21 protein-coding genes and 1 pseudogene are annotated in these 21,350 nt (G+C 66.2%); 17 read left to right on the plus strand and 5 right to left on the minus strand.

Going from position 1 to position 21,350, the window contains the following annotated elements:
* Window positions 1-310: 310 nt before the first annotated feature.
* The 6 genes from VUG52_RS17355 to VUG52_RS17380 all read left to right on the plus strand — a co-directional run bounded on the left by VUG52_RS17355 (window position 311) and on the right by VUG52_RS17380 (window position 4,115).
* The gene (locus VUG52_RS17355; RefSeq protein ID WP_050705180.1) at window positions 311-685 is read left to right on the plus strand and encodes a hypothetical protein; all 375 of its coding nucleotides are present in this window, start codon (window positions 311-313) and stop codon (window positions 683-685) included.
* Between the two features lie 151 nt (window positions 686-836).
* Window positions 837-1,181, plus strand: coding sequence for a metalloregulator ArsR/SmtB family transcription factor (locus VUG52_RS17360; RefSeq protein ID WP_050705179.1), 345 nt, complete (start codon window positions 837-839; stop codon window positions 1,179-1,181).
* A 21-nt stretch (window positions 1,182-1,202) separates the two neighbouring features.
* The gene (locus tag VUG52_RS17365; RefSeq protein WP_050705178.1) at window positions 1,203-2,486 is read left to right on the plus strand and encodes an arsenic transporter; all 1,284 of its coding nucleotides are present in this window, start codon (window positions 1,203-1,205) and stop codon (window positions 2,484-2,486) included.
* A 15-nt stretch (window positions 2,487-2,501) separates the two neighbouring features.
* Window positions 2,502-2,972: an arsenate reductase ArsC gene (locus VUG52_RS17370; protein ID WP_050705177.1), complete on the plus strand. Its 471-nt coding sequence runs from the start codon at window positions 2,502-2,504 to the stop codon at window positions 2,970-2,972.
* A gap of 109 nt (window positions 2,973-3,081) precedes the next feature.
* Complete coding sequence (locus tag VUG52_RS17375) at window positions 3,082-3,897, plus strand: isocitrate lyase/PEP mutase family protein (protein WP_050705176.1); 816 nt, start codon at window positions 3,082-3,084, stop codon at window positions 3,895-3,897.
* A 17-nt stretch (window positions 3,898-3,914) separates the two neighbouring features.
* Window positions 3,915-4,115 (plus strand): hypothetical protein, encoded by a 201-nt coding sequence (locus tag VUG52_RS17380; RefSeq protein WP_050705175.1) that lies wholly within the window; start codon window positions 3,915-3,917, stop codon window positions 4,113-4,115.
* Between the two features lie 14 nt (window positions 4,116-4,129).
* On the opposite strand, the gene VUG52_RS17385 is transcribed toward VUG52_RS17380, so the two are convergent.
* From VUG52_RS17385 to atzF, 3 genes are read right to left on the minus strand one after another with little or no spacing between them, the layout of a single operon-like run.
* Window positions 4,130-4,858: a GntR family transcriptional regulator gene (locus VUG52_RS17385; RefSeq protein WP_050705174.1), complete on the minus strand. Its 729-nt coding sequence runs from the start codon at window positions 4,856-4,858 to the stop codon at window positions 4,130-4,132.
* 9 nt (window positions 4,859-4,867) lie between these two features.
* Window positions 4,868-8,491, minus strand: coding sequence for an urea carboxylase (gene uca, locus VUG52_RS17390; RefSeq protein WP_331831825.1), 3,624 nt, complete (start codon window positions 8,489-8,491; stop codon window positions 4,868-4,870).
* A gap of 10 nt (window positions 8,492-8,501) precedes the next feature.
* Window positions 8,502-10,316 (minus strand): allophanate hydrolase, encoded by a 1,815-nt coding sequence (atzF, locus tag VUG52_RS17395; RefSeq protein ID WP_256205981.1) that lies wholly within the window; start codon window positions 10,314-10,316, stop codon window positions 8,502-8,504.
* A 346-nt stretch (window positions 10,317-10,662) separates the two neighbouring features.
* On the opposite strand from atzF, the gene VUG52_RS17400 reads away from it, so the two are divergent.
* Window positions 10,663-11,526 carry a sensor domain-containing diguanylate cyclase gene (locus VUG52_RS17400; protein ID WP_050705171.1) on the plus strand — a complete coding sequence of 288 codons (864 nt, stop codon included), beginning with the start codon at window positions 10,663-10,665 and terminating at the stop codon, window positions 11,524-11,526.
* 106 nt (window positions 11,527-11,632) lie between these two features.
* Here the strand turns inward: VUG52_RS17400 and bla are convergent, their stop codons facing one another.
* On the minus strand, window positions 11,633-12,508 hold the full coding sequence (bla, locus tag VUG52_RS17405; RefSeq protein ID WP_052896438.1) for a class A beta-lactamase: 876 nt from the start codon (window positions 12,506-12,508) through the stop codon (window positions 11,633-11,635).
* 205 nt (window positions 12,509-12,713) lie between these two features.
* Between bla and VUG52_RS17410 the strand changes: the two genes are divergently transcribed.
* The 4 genes from VUG52_RS17410 (at window position 12,714) to VUG52_RS17425 (ending at window position 14,454) form a co-directional block, all read left to right on the plus strand.
* Window positions 12,714-13,031 carry a hypothetical protein gene (locus tag VUG52_RS17410; protein ID WP_050705170.1) on the plus strand — a complete coding sequence of 106 codons (318 nt, stop codon included), beginning with the start codon at window positions 12,714-12,716 and terminating at the stop codon, window positions 13,029-13,031.
* 99 nt (window positions 13,032-13,130) lie between these two features.
* Window positions 13,131-13,514, plus strand: coding sequence for a tautomerase family protein (locus VUG52_RS17415; RefSeq protein ID WP_050705169.1), 384 nt, complete (start codon window positions 13,131-13,133; stop codon window positions 13,512-13,514).
* A 50-nt stretch (window positions 13,515-13,564) separates the two neighbouring features.
* Window positions 13,565-13,783, plus strand: a complete 219-nt coding sequence (locus tag VUG52_RS17420) for a hypothetical protein (protein WP_189657284.1) — start codon at window positions 13,565-13,567, stop codon at window positions 13,781-13,783.
* A 17-nt stretch (window positions 13,784-13,800) separates the two neighbouring features.
* Entirely contained in the window at window positions 13,801-14,454 is a 654-nt protein-coding gene (locus VUG52_RS17425; protein ID WP_050705168.1) for an HD domain-containing protein, read from the plus strand.
* 124 nt (window positions 14,455-14,578) lie between these two features.
* Here VUG52_RS17425 and VUG52_RS17430 read toward each other — a convergent pair whose 3' ends face one another.
* Entirely contained in the window at window positions 14,579-15,040 is a 462-nt protein-coding gene (locus VUG52_RS17430; RefSeq protein ID WP_050705167.1) for an Lrp/AsnC family transcriptional regulator, read from the minus strand.
* Window positions 15,041-15,169: 129 nt separating this feature from the next.
* Here VUG52_RS17430 and VUG52_RS17435 point away from each other — a divergent pair, with 129 nt between their 5' ends.
* From VUG52_RS17435 to glsB, 6 genes and pseudogenes are all read left to right on the plus strand, one after another.
* Window positions 15,170-16,405 carry a Zn-dependent hydrolase gene (locus VUG52_RS17435; protein WP_050705166.1) on the plus strand — a complete coding sequence of 412 codons (1,236 nt, stop codon included), beginning with the start codon at window positions 15,170-15,172 and terminating at the stop codon, window positions 16,403-16,405.
* Window positions 16,406-16,443: 38 nt separating this feature from the next.
* A complete protein-coding gene (locus VUG52_RS17440) occupies window positions 16,444-17,649 on the plus strand; it encodes a diaminopropionate ammonia-lyase (RefSeq protein WP_050705165.1) in 1,206 nt (401 codons plus the stop codon).
* A 195-nt stretch (window positions 17,650-17,844) separates the two neighbouring features.
* Window positions 17,845-19,014, plus strand: coding sequence for a MerR family transcriptional regulator (locus VUG52_RS17445; RefSeq protein WP_050705164.1), 1,170 nt, complete (start codon window positions 17,845-17,847; stop codon window positions 19,012-19,014).
* Between the two features lie 25 nt (window positions 19,015-19,039).
* A pseudogene (locus VUG52_RS17450) lies at window positions 19,040-19,597 on the plus strand (HD domain-containing protein); the annotation flags it as partial.
* A gap of 9 nt (window positions 19,598-19,606) precedes the next feature.
* Entirely contained in the window at window positions 19,607-20,113 is a 507-nt protein-coding gene (locus VUG52_RS17455) for a GNAT family N-acetyltransferase (RefSeq protein ID WP_262951374.1), read from the plus strand.
* Between the two features lie 316 nt (window positions 20,114-20,429).
* Entirely contained in the window at window positions 20,430-21,347 is a 918-nt protein-coding gene (gene glsB, locus VUG52_RS17460) for a glutaminase B (protein WP_028691427.1), read from the plus strand.
* Window positions 21,348-21,350: the final 3 nt, after the last annotated feature.

The following is a 21,350-nucleotide window of genomic DNA, read 5'->3' on the forward strand; positions in this document are numbered from 1 at the left end:
GTACGCCGCGGTTTCAGCGTGTGCACCACTGCCGCCTCGCCTGTCTCAAGACGTGCACCAAGACTGGCAACCATGGCCTGACAGGTTCGGCACGTTGCAACAAATGTAGGAGCGGCCTTGCGTCGCGATGCGCCGCGCGGGCGGCGCTCGATCTCATAGGCGCTGCAAGGGCTGTGGCGAACACCTCCCGAAGCAACCCCCCCTCCAGAACTTTTTCCATTTTCCCGGTCTATTGGGTGAGTGCTTTCCTCGGTTGCTCCAACAGCCACCGAACGCACGCTCTCCTGCCATTCAGAGGTTGTCTTCACTCATGAAATTCCCTGCCCCATGCATGCTGCTCGTTGGCCTGTTCGCACTCGCGGCCGCAGGCTCGGCATCCGCCGCACCGATGAAGACCTCGACACCTCACACCTTCGAACTGGCGGACCGCCAGGCCAGCGAAAACCCTTGGCCAAGCCTGGCCAGCACGCCCTCGGCGCCGCTGCTGGCCCATGACGACCGCTACCGGCACGACGAGCGCTGGCACGATCACCGCGACGACTGGCGTCGGGAGCAGTGGCGCCGCGAACAATGGCGCCGGGAACAGCACCGCCGCGAAATGGAACGGCAACGCTACTGGGAGCGCCATCACGAACGCGCCCTGCGACATCGCTATGACGACGACCACCGCTACTATCGCCGCTGAACAGTCCATGCGCTGCCTGCTTCCCTCTGGAACAAAACATAACTTGCTGATTTAGCTTGCACAGCGTGGGAGCGGGCTTGCCCCGCGATGGGGTTGCGCTTTACATATGGAAATTCGTATATTCGATTTTCCATATGTACAGGCCATCACCATGCTCACGCCCCCCGAGGTATTCAAATGCCTCGCCGACGAGACCCGCGCCCGTGCCACCTTGCTGATCGCCCAGTCGGGCGAGCTGTGCGTCTGCGAGTTGATGTGCGCCCTCGGTGACAGCCAGCCGAAGATCAGCCGCCACCTGGCTCAACTGCGCAACTGCGGCCTGTTGCAGGACCGCCGCCAGGGCCAGTGGGTGTACTACCGCCTCGCCCCGCAGCTCCCCGCCTGGGTGCATGACCTGCTGCAACTGACCCTGCGGGCCAACGAAACCTGGCTGCACGACAACACCACCCGCCTGCAGCTCATGGACGGCCGCCCGCAACGCGCCGCCTGCTGCTGAACCTGCCCCCGGAAAACACCCATGCTGATCGCGATCGCGGTATTCGTCTTCACCCTGGTGCTGGTGATCTGGCAACCCCGTGGCCTGGGCGTGGGCTGGAGCGCGGCACTCGGCGCGCTGATCGCCCTGGCCGTTGGCGCGGTCTCGCTGCAGGATATCCCGGCGGTCTGGGCCATCGTCTGGAACGCCACGGCCACCTTCATCGCCATCATTATCATCAGCCTGCTGCTCGACGAAGCCGGCTTCTTCGAATGGGCCGCCCTGCATGTGGCGCGCTGGGCCAATGGCAGCGGCTACCGGCTGTTCGCCTTCTGCGTGCTGCTGGGCGCGGCGGTGTCGGCACTGTTCGCCAACGACGGCGCCGCGTTGATCCTAACCCCCATCGTCATGTCGATGCTGCTGGCCCTGCGCTTCTCGGCGGCCACGACCCTGGCGTTCGTCATGGCCGCCGGCTTCATCGCCGACACCGCGAGCCTGCCGCTGGTGGTGTCGAACCTGGTCAATATCGTCTCGGCGGACTATTTCGGCCTGGGCTTCGGCGAGTACGCCGCGGTGATGGTCCCGGTGAACCTGGTCAGCGTCGCCGCCACCCTCGGCGTGCTTTGGCTGTTCTTCCGCCGCGACCTGCCCCGTCACTACGCCCTCGATGCGCTCAAGGCACCTGAGGCGGCGATCCATGACCGCGCCACCTTCGTGGTCGGCGGCTGGATGCTGGTGGTGCTGCTGGTCGGGCTGTTCGCCCTTGAGCCGCTGGGCGTGCCGGTCAGCGCGGTGGCGGCGGTGTGCGCGGCGATGCTGTTCGCCGTCGCCGCCCGCGGACATCGCATCTCCACCCGCCGCGTGCTGCACGAGGCGCCCTGGCAGGTGGTGATCTTCTCGCTGGGCATGTACCTGGTGGTGTACGGCCTGAAGAACGCCGGCCTCACCGACCTGCTCACGCAACTGCTCGACCGCCTGGCCGCGCACGGCCTGTGGAGCGCCACCCTCGGCACCGGCCTGCTCGCCGCCTTGCTGTCGTCGGTGATGAACAACATGCCCAGCGTGCTCATCGGCGCGCTGTCGATCCAGGCCAGCGATGCCCAGGGCCTGGTGCGCGAGGCGATGATCTACGCCAACGTCATCGGCTGCGACCTGGGCCCCAAGATCACCCCCATCGGCAGCCTCGCCACCCTGCTCTGGCTGCACGTGCTCGAGCGCAAGGGCATGCGCATCACCTGGGGCTACTACTTCAAGGTCGGCATCCTGCTGACCCTGCCGGTCCTGTTGATCACCCTCTCGGCCCTGGCCTTGCGCCTGAGCCTTTGATACCCGGAGCGCCCCATGCGAGTCCTGTTCATGTGCACGGCCAACAGTTGCCGCAGCATCCTCAGCGAAGCCCTGTTCAACCACCTGGCGCCGCCGGGCTTGCAGGCCGTGAGCGCCGGCAGCTTTCCAAGGGGCCAGGTGCTGCCGCGCAGCCTGAGCACCCTGCAGCAGGCCGGCATCGCCATCGAGGGGCTGAGCAGCAAAGGCAACGACGCCTTCGCGCACAACCCGCCGGACATCGTCATCACCGTGTGCGACAAGGCCGCCGGAGAAACCTGCCCGGTATACTTCGGCCCGGCCCTGAAATGCCACTGGGGGCTGGCGGACCCGTCCGAGGTGGTGGGCGACGAGCAGGCCATCGACGCCGCCTTCCGCGCCACCCTGGCGCATATCGAACGGCGCTGCCGGGCGTTCCTCGCCCTGCCCCTGGACCGCCTCGGGCGCGATCAGCTTGGGGTTGAACTGGAGAAGATCGGCAGGCTCTGAGGGCTGGTCCTTTCGAGGCGTTGCAACACGCTCGTCGAACCCCAGGGAAAATGGCAATCTAGGCCCCGCAGTGAACCATCAACAGGATGTTCAAGGGAGTCATGTCGTCATGGCAGCACTGGATCGCGTATTTCATGGTCTTCACCAGCAAGGGTTGTTACTTCTGGCCAACGTGGCGGACGCCGGCGGCGCGCGCCTGGTCGAGCGCCAGGGCAGCCAGGCGGTCGCCACCAGCAGCGCCGCCGTGGCCTGGTCGCACGGTTACCAGGACGGCGACAAGCTGCCCCTGTCACTGCTGGCCGGCACCGTCGAGTCGATGGCAAGGGTGCTCAGCGTGCCGCTGACGGTGGATATCGAAGGCGGCTATTCGCACGCCCCCGAACAGGTCGCCAAGGTCGTCGACACGGTCATCGCCGCCGGCGCGGTGGGGATCAACATCGAGGACGGCACGCAGCCTCCCGAACAGCTCCTGCGCAAGCTCGACGCCGCCAGAAACGCCGCGAGCCGGCGCGGGGTCGACCTGTTCATCAACGTGCGCAGCGATGTCTACCTGAAGAACCTGCTGCCCGCCGAGCAGCGCCTCGAGGAGCTCCTGCGGCGCGCCGCGCGCTATGCCGCTGGCGGCGCGAACGGGCTGTTTGCCGCCGGCGTGGTCGAGCCCGGCGAGATCGCCACGCTGTGCCGGGAGGTGACGTTGCCGGTCAACCTGCTCTGGCGCGCAGGCCTGCCCGCCCCCGCCGAACTGCAACGACTTGGCGTTCGCCGCCTGAGTGCCGGCTCGAGCATCGCCGAGTTTCTCTATGGCGCCATGAGCGGCCTGGCCCAGCGTTTCCTGGAAAGCGGCCAGCTCGACACCCACGGCTTGAAGGCCCACAGCTATGGTGAACTCAACGCACTGATGGCCAGCCAGGCCGATGGTTCCTGACTGGCGAGAACGTGTCCATGCCCGCAGTCGACAGCCCGGGGTCACCAGGCATCGCCCCCGACGACCTGGTGAGGATCCTCACCCCGTTCGTGGCGGATCGACGCTGCCGGGGCATGACGGTCACGGTCTTCGACCCCGACCTGGACCCCGATGGGCGCTGCGCGACGACAATCGTCGAGTTGCTGGGGCGGTTGCCGTTTCCCATCCAGCCGACCTGAGAACGTGCATAGCTTCAAGGTGTGACACGTCTAATCTGCAAGCGCTGCCGCGCGCTGTGCAGCATGTGCAGGGTGATCTTGCGCACCTCGGCCTTGCTGATCTCGATGTGCGAGCGCAACAACTGGCAGGCCAGCTCCGCGCGACGCTGCAGGATGGCCCTGAGGATATCGCCATGCTCCTCGTAGGTGATCGCGACCCGTGGCCGCTGGGTGAAATCCAGGCGGCGAATGATACGGATCTTCTCGGTGACCTCGCGATGCACCTGGGCCATCTCACGATTGCCCGTTGCCGCCACCAGCGCGCAGTGGAACGCCTCGTCCAGCTCACTGACCAGGCGCCCGTCCTGCTGGCGCTGGTCCTCCTCCACCAGCCAAACGCCCACCAGCGCCTGCAGCCGCTGGCTGAGCTCGACGTCCAGATCGCACAGGCACCTGACCGCCGCCTGTTCCAGCACGATGCGCAGGTCGTAGAGCGCCTCGAATCGCTCGAAGTCGAAGGGCACCACCTGCCAACCGCTGCGAAAATGCACCTCCAGATAGCCTTCACGCTCGAGCCTGTACAGCGCCTGGCGCACCGGGGTGCGGCTGACGGACATGCGCGTGGCCACCTCGCCTTCGCTGAAGCGATCGCCGGGCAGCAGGCGGAACTCGAAGATGTCCTCCTTGATCTGCTGGTAAAGGCGATCGGCGAGGTTGTCAGGCCGCCCCCTGGCGGCCTGGTTCGAGTCGATGGAAAATTGCATGGTGCCTCCTCAGGCCACGGGATCCAGCAGCATCAAGGTATCGCCGGGTGACACGGCGTTGCCGGGCTGGCAGCGCACGGCGCGAACCGTGCCGCTGACCGGCGCGGTGACCGCCAGTTCCATCTTCATCGCCTCCACCACCAGCAGCGGCGCGCCGGCCTGCACGGCCTGGCCGGGCTCGACCAACACCTTCCAGACACTGCCGCACATCTGCGCGCTGACCACGTGCGAGTCGTGACCGTCTTCAGCGTAGTCCTGGGCGAGCGCCTGGAGGCACTGTGGCTCGTCATCCTCCTGCCAACGCGCGACCTCGGCCTCGAACGCGCACTGCTGCCGGGCTTTGAAGGTGTCGATATCGACCGCGTTGTCCGCAAGGAAGCGCTGGTACTCGGCGAAGTCGAACTCGGCCTGCTCAATGCGGATTTCGGCACGGCCCTCACGGAACGCCTCACGGAAGACCTCCAGCTCGGCTTCGCTGACCGGATAGAAGCGGATCTGGTCGAAGAAGTGCAGCAGCCAAGGCTGGCCATCCTTGAACTGGGGGTTCTTGCCGAAGCGGTTCCAGATCGGCAGGGTCCGCCCCACCAGCTGGTAGCCGCCGGGCGAGTCCATGCCATAGATGCACATGTACATGCCGCCGATTCCCACGGTGCCTTCGGCGGTGAAGGTGCGCGCCGGGCTGTACTTGGAACTGAGCAGGCGGTGGCGCGGATCGAGCGGCACGGCACAGGGCGCATCGAGGTAGACGTCGCCCAGTCCGAGGATCAGGTAGCTGGCGTCGAACAGGATGTCGCGCACCTGCTCGCGGCTGGCCAGGCCATTGGCGCGCTGGATGAAGTCGACGTTGTTGGGCAGCCAGGGGGCTTCGTTGCGCACGGTTTCGCGGTAGCGCTGCACGGCATTCAGCGTGGCGCTGTCCTCGAAGGCCATCGGCAGGTGGACGATCCGCGTCGGCACCTTGACCTGGTCGACGTCCGGCAGGCGCGCCTCCAGCGCCAGCAGGTGCTCGACCAGCGCACGCTGGTGCAGGACCCGGCTGTCGTAGCGCAGTTGCAGCGAACGCACCCCCGGTGCCAGCTCTTCCAGCCCGAGCAACGGCTCGGCCTTGAGTGCCTCCATAAGCAGATGAACGCGCAGACGCAGGGCCAGGTCGAGCACATTGTCACCATACTCGAGGAGCACATAGGCGTCCCCGGCCTGGCGATAACTGACCTGAGGCCGTTTGCCGCTGGCAGGCAGTTGCGCCAGCACCGTGGCCGATGGGGTGTCACCCGGTAGCAAGCTCGGCGCGGCCAGGGTCACCGCCGAGATCGCCGCCAGCGAAGCGATGCAGCCCAGCTGCGCCTGCTCGAGGCTGCGCGCCTGCTGGAAGCTGATCGGCTGGAAGCGCACCGTGTCGCCGGGCTTCAACTGGCCGACCTTCCACAGTTCGGCCTTGGCGATGGTCACCGGGCAGACGAAGCCGCCCAGGCTGGGGCCGTCCTTGCCGAGGATCACCGGGAAGTCGCCAGTGAAGTTGATCGCGCCGATGGCGTACTCGCAGTCATGGACGTTGGACGGATGCAGCCCGGCCTCGCCGCCATCGGCGCGGGCCCAGGCGGGTTTCGGGCCCGACAGGCGCACGCCGAGACGGTTGGAGTTGTAGTGCACCTGCCACTGGCTGGCGAAGAACGCCTCGATCGCCTCCTCGGTGAAGAAATCCGGCGCACCGTGGGGGCCATAGAGCACGCCAATGTTCCAGGTCTGGCCATATTGCGGGACCAGGCTGTCGTCCAGGGCCTGCGGTGGGTTGACCGGCGCCGGCGTGGTGCAGGCGGGCAAATGCGGCTGGGAGATGGCGAGCATATCGGCGGGGCGCAGTGTGCGCCCGGCATGGCCGCCGAACTGGCCGAGGGCGAACGTCGAGCGGCTGCCAAGATAGACCGGCACATCCAGGCCGTTGCGCACCGCCAGGTAGCTGCGACAGCCCGACTGCGCCCGCCCGAGTTTCAGCACCTGCCCGGCCTTGACGCTGATGGGCGCCCAGTACGGCATGTGCTCGCCATCCAGTTGCGCCGGGCAATCGGCACCGGCCAGGGCAATCAGGCAGTCACTGTGGAAACGCAATGTCGGCCCTTGCAGGGTGAACTCGAGCCCTGCGGCACTTTCGTGGTTGCCGACGATGCGATTGGCCAGGCGGAAGGCGAAGTCATCCATCGGACCGGATGGCGGTACGCCGATGTCCCAGTAACCCAGGCGGCCGGGGTAATCCTGAACGCTCGAATAGGTCCCGGGCTCCAACACTTCGATCACCTGGGGGCGGTACTCGAAGGTGTCGAGCAGCCGCGTCCACACCTGCCCGCTGTGCAGTCGCGGGTCGGCGACCACCTGGCGCAGGTAGTCGAGGTTGGTGGCGATGCCATGCAGCCGCGTGGCTGCCAGGGCGTCCTGCATCTTCGCGATGGCCTGCCCGCGATCGGGGGCATGCACGATCAACTTGGCAATCATCGGATCGTAGAAGGGAGACACCTCGCTGCCAGTGCTGACCCAACCGTCGATCCGCACCCCTTCGGGGAAATGTACGTCGGTGAGCAAGCCTGGGCTTGGCTGGAAATTCTTCAGCGGATCCTCGGCGTAGATACGCACCTCGATGGCCGCGCCCTCGGGTGCGCGCATCAGCGCCGGCCAATCGACAGGGTCGCCCGCCGCGACCCGCAGCATGCATTCGATCAGGTCGAGCCCGGTGACCATTTCGGTGACCGGGTGCTCGACCTGCAGGCGTGTGTTGACTTCAAGGAAGTAGAAATCATCACGCGCCGCGTCATAGATGAATTCGACCGTACCGGCGCTGCGGTAGTTGACCGACTGGCCAAGCTCGATGGCCGCGCCATGCAGGCGTTCGCGCGTCGCTTGCGGCAGGTTGGGCGCCGGGGTTTCCTCGACGACTTTCTGGTTGCGCCGTTGCAGCGAGCACTCACGCTCGCCAAGGGCCGCCACGCGGCCACGGCCATCACCGAAGATCTGCACTTCGACGTGCCGGGCGTGATCAACGAAACGCTCGAGGAACACGCCGGCATCACTGAAGAACTGCTCGCCCAGGCGCTTGACGCTGTCATAGGCGCTGCCCAGCGCGGCCGCATCCGCGCAGCGGGTGAGGCCGATACCGCCGCCACCGGCGGTGGTCTTGAGCATCACCGGGTAACCGATCCGCTCGGCGGCGGCGAGCGCCTCGTCGAGGCTGTGCAACAAGCCGGTACCCGGCGCCATCGGCACCCGTGCATCCGCCGCCAGCTCACGCGCCCGGTGCTTGAGGCCGAACTCGCGGATCTGCTGGCCGGTCGGGCCGATGAAGGCGATGCCGGCGGCTTCGCAGGCGTCGGCGAACTCGGCGCTTTCGGAGAGAAAGCCATAACCTGGGTAGATGGCCTGGGCGCCGCTCTGGCGGGCAGCCTCCAGGATCTTGTCGACACGCAGGTAGCTGTCGGCGGGTTTGTCGCCACCCAGGGCGATGGCGATGTCGGCATCGCGCACGTGCTGTGCGTTGCGATCCGGGTCGGCATACACGGCAACGCTTCTCACGCCGAGGCGCTTGAGGGTGCGGATGGCGCGCACGGCGATCTCGCCGCGGTTGGCAATCAGTACGGTATCGAACATGGCACGCTCCTCAAGCAGGTTTGCGGCTGGCGATGAAGGCGCGCCATCCGCCAAAGGCGGTAATGTCTTCGGCGCTTGCCAGTGCCAGGGGCTCGCAGATGAACCCCTTGACCCAGCGGCCGTCGGCCAGTTGCAGGTTGCCGATGCCCAGCGGTGGCGGGATCTCGGCGACAAATTCGCCAAAGCGCGCAAGCGGGATGTCCCACAGTTCGACGATGATCGACGCGCCTTCGACGGCCCTGGCCAGCCCCGGCTTGGGCGGCACGGAGCCCGGCAAGGCGTAGAGCCGATAGTCGGGAGCGGTCAGGGTCTGCTCGACCAGCACCGCGTTGCGATTGCGCAGCTGGAAATTCAAGGGCATCCCGCTCAGGTGCGCACCGACGACGGCGACACGAACGCTTTCGGGAGCCGGCTGCGGCTTGGCCATAGGTGGCAGCGAGCGTCCGGTGTTGCCCAGGGGCAGGTCGAAGGCCGCCTGCAAGCGCTTGCCCAGCGACGCCAGCGCATGGTCGTGCCAGGCCGGTGCCAGCAGGGTGATGCCCGCCGGCAGCCCGTCATCGCGCATGCCCGCTGGCAGGGCCAGGGCGCTCAGGTCGGCGAGGTTGGTGAAGTTGGTGTAGGTGCCGAACTGCGAATTGAACAGAACCGGCTCAACCTTCATCTCCTCGAGCGTGCGCAGGGTTGGCGAGGTCGGTACCAGCAGTGCGTCAAAACCTTCCAACACCTGGTTGATGGTTCTGCTCAGCTCCGCGCGCAGGTACTCGGCGCGATAGACATCACGGGCGTCGTAGCGATAGCCCTGCTCGACGACACTACGCACGACGGGGTCGATAGCCTGCGGCGACGACTCCAGCATGGCGGTCAGCGCGACGGTCCGCTCGGCCACCCAAGGCCCCTGATAGAGCTGCTCGGCCAGAGCACGGAACGGCGTGAAGTCGACAGGCACCAATTCAATGCCCATCTCGCCCAGGCGTTGCAGCGTCTGCTCGAACACCGCCTGGTTACGCTGGTCGCCGAAGAATTCCAGGGTATCGGGAATCGCCAGGCGTGGCGCGGTGCCAATGGCCACCGGAGCTGTGCCCGGGTTGCGACGTGAATAGGCATCGGCGCCATCGTAGCCACCGGCCAGTTCGGCGACGGATTCGGCGTCGGCCACGCTCAAGGCGAACACCGACACGCAGTCCAGGGTGCGGCAGGCCGGCACCAGCCCGTGGGTGGACAACCAACCCTTGGTCGGCTTGAGGCCGACGATATTGTTGAAGCCGGCCGGCACCCGCCCGGACCCGGCGGTGTCGGTACCCAGGGCAAACGCCACCAGCCCGCGGGCGACGACCGACGCCGAGCCGGAACTGGAACCACCGCTGACATAGTCGGGGTTGAAGGCATTGGGCACCGCGCCGAACGGCGAGCGGGTACCGACCAGTCCGGTGGCGAATTGATCAAGGTTGGTCTTGCCGATCAGCACCGCACCTGCGGCCTGCAAGCGAGCGACCACGGTGGCGTCACGCTCGGCCTGGTAGGCGAACGCCGGACAGGCGGCGCTGGTGCTCCAGCCGGCGACGTCGATGTTGTCCTTGACCGCGAACGGCACGCCATACAGCGGCAGCTTGCCCAGGTCGCCCTGTACCGCCGCCAGCTGTTCGGCCAACAGTGCCAGGCGCCGGGCCAGTTGCTCGGCCGAGGCCAGGCTGAGCCAGGCCGGGTCGTCAGCTCGCGCCTGCTGCAACACCTCGAACAGCACATCGGGGCTCAGGGCTTCGTCGCGGTACGCGCGTTGCCAGTCGTGAAGCGTCCAGCCGGTGAAGGGGGTGGTGTGGGTTTGCATACAGGGCTCCATCTTGTATCCAAGGATGGATGCGACATGAGCAACCTTCGGGCCATATTGCCGCAGCCCTTGATTTGCAAGGGTTTGCCAATGTTCGCCGCTTTTTTTCAAGGCGATCCTGCAAGCACATGGTGCACCGGCTCGCGTTCGCGGTGCGTTACAGTGCGCATGTCCTCAGGCGACAAACGCCGAGGGTTTTGCGCCCGCCCAGGTAGTGCCCCGCCCCAGGTCCTGTGTATGCTGCACGGGCGCGGCGAGCGCCCCCCCGGCGGCTTGCAGGACCTCGCGCGGCCGCCCTGCGTGATCGGACCATGACCGGGCTACCCGTATCGGACACCCCTGCCCTATGCCCGTCGACCTGCAAGCGCTCTACCCCAGGCTGATCCACCTGATGCTGGACACCGTGTTCGTGGTCGACCGGGAGGACACCATCGTGTTCGTGAGCAACGCCTGCGAAGCCTTGCTCGGCTACCGCGCCGACGAACTGACCGGCACCCCGATCACCCGCTACATGCACCCGGACGACCTGGAGGCCACCCGCGCCTCGATCGTCCGGGTCATGGACGGCACCCCGCACTTCGACTTTCGCAACCGCTATGTGCGCAAGGATGGCGAGATCGTGCATATCCTCTGGGCGGCCTTCTGGTCCGACGAGGTAGGGGCGCGGATCGGCGTCGCACGCAACATCACCGCCCTCACCCAGGCCGAGCAGGAGCTGCGCTTTCTCGCCCATCACGACCCGCTGACCAAGCTGACCAACCGCTCGCTGTTCAACGACCGCCTGGCCACCGCCCTGCGCGCCGCCCGCCATCAGCAGCGCCAACTGGCCTTGCTGTTTCTCGACGTCAACGACTTCAAGGGCATCAACGATGTGCACGGCCATGCGGCCGGCGACCGCGTGCTGTGCACCATCGCCCAGCGCCTGCAGGACAGCGTGCAGGAAGCGGACACCGTGGCGCGGATCGGTGGCGACGAGTTCATCGTGCTGCTGACCGACGTGCCGTCGGAGGACGCCGTGTTCGAGGTGGTCGAGCAGATCGCCATGGTCATGGAGGAGCCGCTCGGGGCCGAGTTCGGCGATGTCAGGATGCCGTCCTGCAGCATCGGCGTGGCCTGCTATCCCACCGATGGCGAGGATGCCGACACCTTGCTCAGCCATGCCGATGGCGAGATGTACCGCAAGAAGCGGCGGCGGGTGCGGGTGGGGTGATGGCCTGTTGTGGCCACATCGCGGGGCAAGCCCGCTCCCACGCAAATGAGCGCGCGCAACCACTCGTGGGAGCGGGCTTGCCCCGCGATGTGGCCCGCACACTTGCTCAGCCCTTCCAGGCCTCCACCACCACCCGCGTGGCCGCCGCGATCGTCTCGCTGTTCCACGGCGCATCCTGTTTCGTGCTGCGGCTGAACACCACCAGGATCCACGGCGCCCGGCCCTTGGGCCAGATGACCGCGACATCGTTGGCCACGCCATAGTCGCCCGAACCGGTCTTGTCGCCCACCACCCAGTCCTTCGGCAGCCCGGCACGAATACGGGCATCGCCCGTGGTGTTGCCCTTGAGCCAGGCCTGCAGCTGTTGTTGCGCGGCGGCGGGCAGGCCATCGGTGAGCAGCAGGCGCTGCAGGGTCATGCCCATGGCCAGGGGCGTGGTGGTATCACGCGGATCCCCCGGCAAGGCGGTGTTCAGCGTCGGCTCGTTGCGATCGAGGCGGAAGGTCGGATCGCCCAGGCCACGGACGAACGCCGTCAGCCCGGGCGGACCGCCGACCAGCTCGAGCAGCAGGTTGCCAGCGGTGTTGTCGCTGTACTGGACGGCGGCGGCGCACAGTTCGGCGACGGTCATGCCAGGCCCGACATGCTTTTCGGTGACCGGCGAATAGACCACCAGCTGCTCGGTGCCATAGGCGATACGCCGCGCCAGCAAGCCCGGCTCGACCTCATTGCGGTGCAGAACGGCGCCGGCGAGGACGGCCTTGAACGTGCTGCAGAAGGCAAAGCGCTCTTCGCCGCGCCAGGCCAGCTGCCGACCGCTGCCGGTGTCCAGGGCCCACAGGCCGATGCTGCTGCCGCTGGCTGCCTCGAGCTGTTGCATCGCCTGGCGCAGCGAATTGTCCGCCCAGGTGGGCAGGGTCAGCAGGGCCGAGCAGCCGAGCGCGCCCTGGAGCACGCGGCGACGGCTGAGGGTGGTGATCATGCAGGCATTCCTTGAGAAAATGAGCAAAACGCGAAGGCTAGAACGTTTTAGCACCTGAGCCAAGCAGCGCCTTTTCCCTCCAGCAGGACCACCCATGCCGTGGGAAAGCGGATTCTTTTCGCGCCACTGCCCTGGCCACCCTTGCGTTGACCGGCAAAAGGCAGGACAGTAACCGGGTGTTCCCGCAATGAAACGGAGATTCGCCTTGACTACCGATCGCCTGAGCCTGCTCCAGTTCGAGCAACTCAGCCTGAAGCCCGCCGCCGCCAGCCAGTTCGCCCTCTCGCTGAAGGACCTCGAACAGCTGACACTCCCCGAGCGCTACGCCTATCGTGCAGCCCACTACCTGGGCGACATGGCCGAGGCAGAGAACAGCCAGCAGCTGGCTGTCGCCAAGGACCAGGGCATCGGTTTCACCCAGGGCCTGCTCACCGCCGCGGCCATCGAAGACGCCCTGGCGAAAAGGCTGATCGAGGTCTTCAATAACGCCAGCGAGCGTGCCCTCAAGCTGCTGCCACAGTAACGGTAGTTGCTTTCCCGAGCCCGGCGCCTGTCCGGGCTCATGCCTGATCCTGCCCTACCAGCTTCTGCGTCTCGCCTGGCCATCGTCCAAGGAGTCCACATGCCACTGGTACGCATCGATATCAAGCGCCACCCCGACCCGGCTCATCTGCGCACACTCGGCCAGATCGTCTACGCCTGCATGCGGCGCACGATCAATGTGCCCGAGCACGACAATTTCCAGATCCTGACCGAACACGACGGCGACCGCCTGGTGAACGACCCGCAGTACCTGGGCATCCAACGCTCCGACGGCCAGGTGTTCATCCAGATCACCCTCAACGAAGGCCGCACCCTGGAGCAGAAGAAGGCGCTGTACCAGGCCATCGCCGAAGGTTTCGAGCGCGAGGCCGGGGTGCGACCGGAGGATGTGTTCATCAACCTGGTCGAGGTGCGCAAGGAGAACTGGTCGTTCGGCAACGGTATCGCCCAGTACGCCAGTTGACGGCAGTGGGCAGCCTGGCACCGTCCTTACCCTGGCCGCAGGAGCATCCGATGATCAGCGAACTGTCCGTTCATGTCCTGTTCCGCAGCCTGTGCTATCCGCTCGGTTGGCCACTGGTGAAGCTGGCCACGCTGGGCAGGTACCCGTCCAGGGGCGCCTGGTACACCGAGCGCGCCGAGGCCGAGTGGACAGCGGCCATCGGCCTTGTCGTACTCTTGCTGCTACTGATGCTGTTGCTGGGGCAATTCGACGTTGCGCCTTTCCCCTGATCCGCTGGAGCCCTTCATTGACCAACACGCCCTTCTTCCCCTTGCAGACCCTCGCGGCCGAGTTGCTGCCCCACCTGCCCGCCGACAGTAACGACGGCTCCCACGACCTTGCCCATCTGCAACGGGTCTGGAGCAATGTCCGGCGTATCCAGGCCAGGGAAGGCGGCGACCTTGAAGTGCTGCTCGCCGCCACCGTGCTGCACGATTGCGTGGCGGTGGAAAAGAACTCGCCCCTGCGTGCGCAGGCCTCGACGCTGTCGGCCGAACGCGCCGCCGCGATCCTTGCCGACATGGGCTGGCCGCAACCGCGCATCGAGCAGGTGACCCATGCGGTGATGACCCACAGCTACTCGGCGGGCCTTTCACCGCAGAGCCTGGAAGCGAAGATCCTCCAGGACAGCGATCGCCTGGACTCCATGGGCGCCGTCGGCATCGCCCGCTGCTTCTATGTGTCCGGGCGCATGGGATCGGCGCTCTACGACGTCGAGAACCCTACCGCCGCAGGCCGGGACTATCGCGACAACCGCTTCACCATCGAACATTTCCACACCAAGCTGCTCAAGCTCGCCTCGGGCTTGCAGACCGGCGAAGGCGCGCGCCTGGCCGCGCTCAGGCATCAGCGGCTGGCGTCGTTCCTGGCCGAATTCATGGAAGAAATCGGGGTGGACTGATACCCGTCCCAGTCTACCGTTCGTGGAACTTGGCAACGGCCAGGAGCACGACCGCAAGGAATGGCCTGCGGAGCGCTTCGCGCACCTGTTGCAAAGCGGCTGAATCGATCACGTCAGCATTGACTCAGGCCGCAGGCACCTGCATGCCTGTCTTCACATTGCTCATCGACACCAGTGTCTTGAACCGCTTGACATTGTTGCTCTCGAAGAACAGCGCTCGCGTCAGCTGGGTGTACTGTTCCATGTCCCGCACAAGCATGATCAGCACGAAGTCGCATTCCCCCGCCACGTAATAGCACTGTTGCACCTGTGGGCAGGCCATGAAGGTGCGCTTCATGGCGTCGAGCAGGTCGAGTCGCTCGTTCTCCACCTCCACTTCGGTGATCACGGTCAGGCTGTAGCCCAATGCGCCTGCGTCCACCTGGGCCACGGTTCGCTGGATCACGCCGTCGTGGGTGAGTTTCTTCAGCCGGCGATTGACCGCAGCTGACGACAGGTTCACCTGCGCACCCAGCTCGATCTGCGAAGTGCTGGCGTCACGCTGCACGGCGTCGAGCAGTGCGCGGTCGAAGGAATCGAGGCTCATGGCATAGGTCCTGAGAGGCGCATGAAAACGCAATGAAATTACGCCTCATGTCGAAAAATCAATATTTCAGTTCACAACCACTGAATACCATTTCAGCAACACCGCATGAAACGCTTTCCGGAGAACCCCATGAGCGAGCTTTACCTCAATGGCCCGAAACTGCTGGAGCAAATCCACGCCTTGGGCAAGATCGGCGCCGATGCACTCGGCGGCGGTAGGACCCGCATCGCCTTCACCGACGCCGACAAGGCCGGTCGCGACCAGCTGGTGGCCTGGATGCACGAGCTTGAACTGGAGATCGACGTCGATCGCATCGGCAACATCTTCGGCACCCTGCGCGCCTGCGACGACACCGCGCCTCTGATGATTGGCTCGCATATCGACAGTGTCACCCATGCCGGGGCGCTGGACGGTTGCTACGGGGTGCTGGCCGGACTGGCGGTGCAACGCGCCTACCGCGAAGCCGGTGCGCTTCCGGCACGATCGATCACCGTGGCAGCCTTCAGCAACGAGGAAGGCGTGCGCTACCAGCCGGACATGATGGGCTCGCTGGTCCATGCCGGTGGACTGGCGCTGCAAGCGGCGCTGGACACGCTCAGCAGCGATGGCACGCGCCTGGGTGATGAGCTGCGACGCATTGGCTATGCCGGCGATCTGGAACCCGGTGCAATCATGCCCCACGAGTACCTCGAGCTGCACATCGAACAGGGGCCGATTCTCGAAGCCGAGGATACGTTGATCGGAGTGGTGGAGAACCTGCAAGGGATTTCCTGGCAGCAAGTGACGGTGACAGGCAATGCCAACCATGCCGGCACCACCCCGACCCGGCTACGGCATGACGCAGGTTACGCAGCCTGCGCCGTGGTCACCGAAATGCGGCGCCTGGCGCGCGACAGCGGCACGACGTTGGCCACCACCGGTTGCATGCGCTTCGAGCCCGATGTGATCAATGTGATCCCGCGTCGCGCCACCTTTACCGTCGACCTGCGCGATCCGGACGAACAGCGCCTGCAACAGGCCGAGACACACCTGGCAGATCTTCTGCGGCAACTTGCCGAAGCCGAAGGCGTGGTCATCGAAACCGAGCAAAAAGTACGTCTGGAGCCGGTGATTTTCGATGCCACGCTGGCAAATGCCATCGAGGCCAGCGCCGGGCGCCTGGGCCTGAGCCACCGGCGCATGACGTCCGGCGCCGGCCACGATGCGCAGATGATCGCGCGTATCGCTCCAGCGGCGATGATCTTCGTGCCCAGCCGTGGCGGTATCAGCCACAACCCGCGTGAGCACACCGACGACGACCAGTTGCTCAATGGCGCGCGGGTGTTGCTGGACGTGGTCACCCAACGCCTGGGGGCCAGGCGCTGAAGCCTGCCCCATCGCTGTCTGTCGAAAGGAAATTTCCCATGCTGTTCACCAACCCCAACGCCACACGCACGCCCTACCCCGCCTCCCTGCAAGCCCTGATGAGCATTCGCCGGGCCAACGAAAGCCGTCAGTGGCTGTCGCACTGGCCGCAGTTGCGCGCCACCGGCACACCGCTCCATAACCTGCCAGACCTTGCCGCCGAGCTGCGTGTCGGGCAGGTTCTGCTCAAGGACGAGTCGGTGCGCTCGGCGCTGGGCAGCTTCAAGGCACTGGGGGCGCCCATCGCCCTGGTACGCCTGATCCTGCGCACCTTCCCCGCGCTTGGCTTCAGCGCCGCCGGCCTGTTCGCTGGTCGGCACGCCACTCAGTTGGGCGATTTCAGCGTGATCAGCGCTACCGACGGCAACCATGGGCGCGCCCTGGCAGCCGCCGCTCAGAGCATCGGCTGCCGTTGCATCATCGTTCTGCACGCCCAGGTCAGCGTCGAACGGGAACAGGCCATCGCCGCCCATGGCGCGCAGATCGTGCGGATCGAGGGCAACTACGACGCCTCGGTGGCGCATGCCGCGGCACTGGCCCAGGCCAATGGCTGGCAGGTGGTCTCGGACACATCCTACGATGGTTACGAACAGATCCCTGGGGACGTGATGCAAGGCTACGGTACCCTGGTCGCCGAACTGGCCGAGCTTGGCGAGCGGGCTCCGACCTTCACCCATGTGTTCCTGCAAGGGGGCGTGGGAGGGTTGGCGGCGGGCGTCGTCAGCTACCTCTGGGAGCTTCATGGCGAGGGACGCCCGACCTTCATCGTGGTTGAGCCCGAGCAAGCCGACTGCCTCCTGCAAAGCGCCATGGCCGGGCAAGCGCGTGCCGCCAGCGGCTCGGTGGACTCGCTGATGGCCGGACTGGCCTGCGGACAGGCATCGCCGCAGGCGTGGCGATTCCTGCAACCGAGCGTCGATTTCTTCATGACCCTGGAAGACGTCGATGCGGTTGCCGCAATGCGCCGCCTGGCACAGGGCAGCGCCCGAGACATCCCGTTGCTCGCCGGTGAGTCGGCGGTGGCCGGACTGGCGGGGTTGACCCGTTTGATGGCACAGCCTGGTCTGGCAACCCAGGTGGGACTCGGTCGCGACTCGCGGGTGCTGTTGATCAGCACCGAAGGGGCCACGGCACCAAGCCTGTACGCAGAGCTGGTGGGCGAGACGGCAGCGTCGGTGCTGGCACGACAGCAGGCCTGGGGTTGAGTGCGCCGGCCTGGCCTCATCGCGGGGCAAGCCCGCTCCCACGCAGGTGATGCCGACAACGCCGTTGCCTGCGTAATGGCGCAATCCCAAAGATTGGGAGAACACCTGAAAAAAACACCCGTATCTGCGAGAACCCGCTTTACCTGTCTATAACTTCATAGTTCATCATCGCCCCACTGCATGAGGGGAAGACTGGTGTATCGCATTTCCGAACTGGCGGCGAAGGTGGGCCTGAGCCGCTCCACGCTGCTCTACTACGAAAAACTCAGGCTGGTGTCCTCGCGGCGCCAGGCCAACGGTTATCGCACCTACGGCGAGCAGGACCTGCAGCAGCTGCGCCTGTTGCAGCAACTGCAGGCCGGCGGCCTGAGCCTCAAGGAATGCCAGGCCTGCCTGGAAGCGCGCCTGGACCGCGCAGCCCTGCTCGAACGCCTGCACACCCTGGACGAAGAGATCGCTGCCCGGCAACGCTCGCGTGACCTGCTGGCGGCGATGCTCGGCTTGTCGTCCATGCGCCCCTGGCACCAGGCCCTCGAGCAGCAGGCACCCGGCGCCCACCTGGCGTGGCTGCGCCGGCAGGGATTCAATGAGAAACAGGCCCTGCGCCTGAAATGGCTGTCCCGCGACATGAACGAACACGACCGCTACATGGCCGACTTCGAACGCATCTTCGATGGCCTCGAGTACCTCGGCCCGGGCTCGGCACAGGACTCACTCAAAGCACTGCACGCCCTGCCCCACGCCCCCGCGACGCTGCTGGACATCGGCTGCGGCCGTGGCGCCTCCTGCGTGCTGCTGGCCGAACACAGCCAGGCGCACATCACTGCGCTGGACAACGACGAGCACAGCCTGGGTTGCCTGCGCGCGACCCTGGTCGCCAAGGGCTTGCAGGCGCAGGTCACGCCGATTTGCGCGAGCATGACCCAGCTGCCGTTCGCGCCTCGGCACTTCGACGCGATCTGGGCGGAGGGTTGCGCCTACATCATGGGCTTCGACAACGCCCTGGCGTACTGGCGCGCCTTTCTCAAACCCCAGGGTTACCTGGTGGTCAGCGACCTGGTGCGGGTGGCCGAAAAGCTCGCCCCGTCGGCCGAGGCGTTCTGGCAGGCCGCCTACCCCGACCTGCACAGCGTCGACACGCGCCTGGCCGCCATCACCCGCCTGGGCTATCGCACCCTGTCGCACTTTCCCTTGAGCGCGCAGGCCTGGGCCAACTATCTGGAGCCGCTGCGCGAACGCGTGGCCAGCCTGGCGGACGAGGACTTCGCCTCCCAGGCCCTGGCCGACATCCGCCGCGAACTCGAGATCCACGAAAACCACCTGGGCGAGTACGGGTATCATCTGTTCGTCATGCAGACGCGCTGAACCCGCCCCAGGACATGGAGTCACCATGAATATCGAAAAACTGCAGAACCGCCTCGCCTTCCTGCGCCAGGCCGAACAACTCAAGAGCGTCATCCGCAGCGCCCACACCTCCAGCGGCCGCGCCGAAAGCACCGCCGAGCACACCTGGCGGTTGTGCCTGATGGCCATCACCTTCGCCGACGAACTGGGCGACCTCGACCTGCTCAAGGTGCTGAAGATGTGCCTGGTCCACGACCTGGGCGAGGCCATCAGCGGCGATGTCCCGGCCGTCAGCAAACAGGGCTTCCCCGACAAGAGCCGGCAAGAGCGCGAAGACCTGCTGCACCTGATGTCGAGTCTGGACACCGTCCTGCGCGACGAGATCATGGCGTTGTGGGAGGAATACGAGGCCGCGACCTCATCCGAGGCGCAGGCAGTCAAGGCCCTCGACAAGCTGGAGACCCTGCTGCAGCACAACCAGGGCCGCAACCCGCCGGGCTTCGACTATGCCTTCAACCTCGATTACGGCAAGCGCTACACCGCCGCCACGCCGCTGTTCGAGGCCCTGCGCGGCCTGATCGACGCCGACACGCGCCGGCATCTCGACAATGGCATCAGCCTGCGCGACGAGCGCCCGGAGGATGCCACCACCATCGGCCAGCTGACCGAGGCCGCCTTTGCCAACGCCGAACACAGCAGCCACACCGAGCAGTTCATCGTCACCGCCCTGCGCCGCGCCGGAGCGCTCACGGTATCGCTGGTGGCCGTGGAGGCCGGTGTCATCGTCGGCCATGTGGCGATCTCCCCGGTGACCCTGTCGTCCGGTGCCGAGGGCTGGTACGGGCTGGGACCGGTCTCGGTGCTGCCGCAGCGCCAGGGCCAGGGCATCGGCTCGGCGCTGATCAACGCCGCGCTGGCCCGCCTGCACGGCCTGGGAGGCCAGGGCTGCGTGGTGCTGGGCGACCCGGGGTACTATGGCCGCTTCGGTTTCAAGGCCCAACCGGGCTTGAGCTTGCCGGGCGTGCCGGCCGAGTACTTCCAGGCCCTGGCCTTCAGCGGTGATGTACCGCAGGGCAGCGTGCAATACTCCACGGCGTTCGAGGCAACCTCCAACGCGTAAACACGGTCACTATAGGCGATCACCCAGCCCTTCCGGGCTGCTCTATCCCACAGGGAACCATTCCCTGTGGGAGCGGGCTTGCCCCGCGACGGCGTCGGCAGCCACAATCTTGTCACGCCGACGCCATCGCGGGGCAAGCCCGCTCCCACGCTGGAACCCTGTGCCCCGCGCGACATCGTAGCCCGGAAGGGCTGTGTGATCTCCTACAGGTTGCGCATCATCACGCGAGCCAACGCGAACAGATGTGCTCCGCAGCCTGCAGCCATCGTCTACCTGAACGTTTCGATCGCGCCTTTCCTTCGCACCAGGTTTCCCGATGCAAGCACTCCTGCAAGAGATCCTCGACCACGTCCGCCCCCTGCTCGTCCAGGGCCAGGTGGCGCAATACATCCCCGCCCTCGCCCAGGTCGACCCGAACCAGCTGGGCATCGCCGTGCAGAGCCTGGACGGCCAGTTGCACTGCGCGGGTGACGCGCACACGCCGTTCTCGATCCAGAGCATTTCCAAGGTGTTCAGCCTGGTGCAGGCGATCAACCACAGCGGCGAGGACATCTGGTCGCGGCTGGGCTACGAACCTTCGGGCCAGGCGTTCAACTCGCTGGTGCAGTTGGAGGTGGAAAAAGGCCGGCCACGCAACCCGTTCATCAATGCCGGGGCGCTGGTGATCTGTGACATCAACCAGTCGCGCTATGCCACGCCCACCCTGTCGATGCGCGACTTCGTCCGCCGCCTGGCGGCCAACCCGCGCATCGTCAGCGACACCGTGGTGGCCGAGTCGGAATACCAGCACCGCGCGCGCAACGCGGCCATGGCCTACCTGATGCAGGCCTTCGGCAACTTCCACAACGATGTCGATGCGGTGCTGCGCAGCTACTTCCACCATTGCGCGCTGTCGATGAGCTGCGCCGACGTGGCGCGCGGCTTTGCCTTCCTGGCCAACAGCGGCTACTGCCCGCACAGCGGCGAGCAGGTGCTCAGCCCGCGCCAGGCGCAGCAGGTGAATGCGATCATGGCCACCAGCGGGCTGTATGACGAGGCCGGCAACTTCGCCTACCGGGTCGGCCTGCCAGGCAAGAGCGGCGTAGGCGGCGGCATCGTCGCGGTGGTGCCGGGGCGCTACAGCATCTGCGTGTGGTCGCCGGCGCTGAACGCCTCGGGCAACTCGCTGGCGGGGCTGCGCGCGCTGGAGCTGCTGAGCGAGCGGATGACCGGGTCGGTGTTCTCGGCGGTCTGAGCG

It is taken from the genome of Pseudomonas sp. LH21, assembly GCF_036549575.1.
Lineage (GTDB): Bacteria > Pseudomonadota > Gammaproteobacteria > Pseudomonadales > Pseudomonadaceae > Aquipseudomonas > Aquipseudomonas peradeniyensis.